Origin of the sequence: uncultured Gemella sp., assembly GCF_963519265.1 — a bacterium.
In the GTDB taxonomy this organism is placed as follows: domain Bacteria; phylum Bacillota; class Bacilli; order Staphylococcales; family Gemellaceae; genus Gemella.
This window is the reverse complement of sequence record NZ_CAUQNQ010000142.1, coordinates 1-2,816: the sequence shown is the minus strand read 5'-3', so window position 1 is coordinate 2,816 and position 2,816 is coordinate 1. Positions and strand designations below refer to the sequence as shown.

Sequence of the window (2,816 nt, the reverse complement as noted above, 5' to 3'; positions counted from 1 at the left end):
CTTTGGAAAAATATAGCAGATGGTTTATTGCCGTTGTTTATTTAGGATTGGGGATATATATCCTGATTGAAAATAACAGTTTTGACATACTATGGACTATATTAGGCTAGGAGAAAATATTATGAAAAAAGATAGTATCTGCCAAGTGAATGTTATAAATCAGCAAAATATTACAACCGCAACGAACTACCTTGAAAAGGAAAAAGTCCAAAAATCACTTCGCATTTTAACAAAGTTTACCGATAATAAACAGATAAATATCATCTTTTATCTCCTTGCTGTTGAAGAACTCTGTGTCTGTGATATAGCCTGTTTACTAGATCTCAGTATGGCATCTGCCTCCCACCATCTTCGTAAACTAGCCAATCAAAACATCTTGGACACTAGAAGAGAGGGGAAAATTATATATTATTTTATAAAAGATGAGGAAATCAGAGATTTTTTTAATCAACTAGGATAATAACTATTTTTACTACTTTATCATGATTATATGTAGGACTTATCTATGAAATTTTCTGATGAAATTTACTCACAAGAAATACCTACTCGTATCATGTTGATACTGTTAATAAGTATGTGTAAACACTCAAGTAGAGTTATGGAGTATTAATCAAATAAGCTTTCGAGTGTGTCATAACATTGGCACCCCCTTTATGGATTCGTTGACTTTGCTTGAAATTATAATTTTCAAACAAAGTAACTAAGTAACGTTCCAGAGACTCCTCGTTAGGAAAAACCTTCTTTTTCGTTTGACGTTTGATTTCTTTATTAAGAGACTCAATAAGGTTTGTCGAATAAATTCTGTGCCAAATCTGATAGTGAAACTGATAATATGCGCTATTATAACCTATTTGTACATTTTTATTTTATCAAAACTGTACATTCTTATTTTATCATTTTCAATTAGTAAGTCTAGAATCACCAGATTATGGTTTCCATTTGTTTCGACACACTCATGATTCAATGTTGCTTAATGTAGGTACAAATTGGAAAGAACTTGGGGCATAAGTCAATGTCAACTACTATGGATACTTACGCAGAGTTAGCACCTCAAAGAAAGCTAGAAGCAGTCAGCATTTATTTAGATTAGATTACTAAATTAACTTATTAGCTACTCTAGTTTTCGCTCTACCTTTTGAAGGGTAAATTCTCATAAACGTTGATATAACAGTATTTAAAGGTTTCTGAAATAACATTAACAACCTTTACAGATATAAAATTATCGCTATACCAAAATATTAATATTCTGATATAGCGATTAATTTCAAATTTTTCATATTATTAACTTTATTAATTACCAACTAATTACTTTTCCATCTTCTATTTTAATATCAGCGTCATAAAGTTTGTTTAGAAGATCTTCATCAAAAAAGTTAGCAGCTTGATCATTTTTAATTACTTTTCCATCAAGAAGAGCAATAATATTATCACTATAAGCTAGAGCTTGATTAATATCATGCAATACCATGATAATAGTAATTCCCAGAGATTTATTAAGGTCTCTTACAAGCTGCATTATAGATTTTTGATATTTTATATCAAGGAAGGTAGTAGGTTCATCTAATATAATAATATCAGTACTTTGTGCTAATGCCATTGCGATATAAACACGTTGAAGCTGACCTCCAGATAATTCATCTACACGTTTATCTCTATAGGCTTTTAAATTAGTTTTTCCAAGAGCAAATTCAATTTTTTCAACATCACTAGCGTTAGGTTTATAAAAGAAAATATTTTGATAAGGAAGACGAGCGAAACTAACCATATCATAAATAGTAATTTCTCTTGGAGTTTCATTTTTTTGATAAACAATCGCAAGAATACTCGCAAGCTCTTTTAATGAATATGAATTTAATTCCTTATTTTCGATTTTTATACTTCCAGAATTATAGTTTAAATTTTTGGCTAATATTTTTATAAGGGTACTTTTACCACAACCATTTTTACCAAGTAGGGTAGTAATCTTACCTTTTTCAATACTTACATTTAGACCTTCAAAAAGAGCATTTTTATTATCATACTTAAACATAAGGTTATTAATTTCTATTATATTTTCCATTAACTTACTCCTTTCTTAACTAAAATAATAAATGCAGGTCCACCTATAATCATCATTATTAAATCAGCAGGTATTTCGATAGGTGCGAAAATAACACGACCGATTGTATCGAATAACAGTAGAATAAAAGCTCCAAGTAAAGCACTAAATGGAATAGTATAAATATGATTTCGTCCAATTATAATCTTAGCAATATGAGGTGTAATAAGAGCTAAAAAGACCATAACACCAGCAACAGCTGTAGAAACAGAAGCAAGGGCTACTGCAACAAATGAAATTAATAAACGAATCACATTAATATTAATACCAAGTGAACTAATAATATTATCATCTAAAGCGAAGATATTACATAGTTTAGCTAAGAAGAAGCTAATAATTAGTAGTAATGGAATCCAACCTAATAATAATGAAACATCATCCCAGTTCTTAGTTCCTAAACCAACAGTTTTGAATGCAGATGAAGTAGTAGAGTTAGCTTGGTTCAAGTACTGCATAGAACTTAGTATTCCTGTGAAGAAATAACTTATCGCAATACCGATTAAAATAATTTTAACATTGTTTTTTGTTCTACCCGCTAGGTAATAAATTATTAAGAAACCAAGAACACCACCGATGATAGAAAACACAGACTTAAACATTAAAAATTGTGGGAATAATCCTAATCCTAAGTATAAAAATAGGTTAGCTCCACTAGAAACACCAATAATACTAGGATCGACAAGCGGGTTCTTTAATACTGTTTGTAATAATAAACCAC

General features: G+C 29.9%; 4 protein-coding genes and 1 pseudogene. 2 read left to right on the top strand and 3 right to left on the bottom strand.

Translation table 11 applies throughout. The features are described from left to right. Window positions 1-2 precede the first annotated feature (2 nt). The gene (locus RWN11_RS08125; protein ID WP_314161231.1) at window positions 3-110 is read left to right on the top strand and encodes a cadmium resistance transporter; all 108 of its coding nucleotides are present in this window, start codon (window positions 3-5) and stop codon (window positions 108-110) included. An 11-nt stretch (window positions 111-121) separates the two neighbouring features. After that, window positions 122-460 (top strand): Cd(II)/Zn(II)-sensing metalloregulatory transcriptional regulator CadX, encoded by a 339-nt coding sequence (cadX, locus tag RWN11_RS08120; RefSeq protein ID WP_314111571.1) that lies wholly within the window; start codon window positions 122-124, stop codon window positions 458-460. Window positions 461-606: 146 nt separating this feature from the next. Here the strand turns inward: cadX and RWN11_RS08115 are convergent. From RWN11_RS08115 to RWN11_RS08105, 3 genes and pseudogenes are all read right to left on the bottom strand, one after another. Continuing rightward, a pseudogene (locus RWN11_RS08115) lies at window positions 607-833 on the bottom strand (transposase); the annotation flags it as partial. Window positions 834-1,294: 461 nt separating this feature from the next. After that, window positions 1,295-2,059 (bottom strand): ABC transporter ATP-binding protein, encoded by a 765-nt coding sequence (locus tag RWN11_RS08110; RefSeq protein WP_314161230.1) that lies wholly within the window; start codon window positions 2,057-2,059, stop codon window positions 1,295-1,297. Then, a partial coding sequence (locus RWN11_RS08105; RefSeq protein WP_314161229.1) for an iron ABC transporter permease occupies window positions 2,059-2,816 on the bottom strand: 758 nt, incomplete at its 5' end. The genes RWN11_RS08110 and RWN11_RS08105, both read right to left, overlap by 1 nt.

Bases quoted from the DNA above. Each gene is read 5' to 3' on its own strand.
- cadX (WP_314111571.1), top strand. From the start codon at position 122: ATGAAAAAAGATAGTATCTGCCAAGTGAATGTTATAAATCAGCAAAAT.
- RWN11_RS08110 (WP_314161230.1), bottom strand. From the start codon at position 2,059: ATGGAAAATATAATAGAAATTAATAACCTTATGTTTAAGTATGATAAT.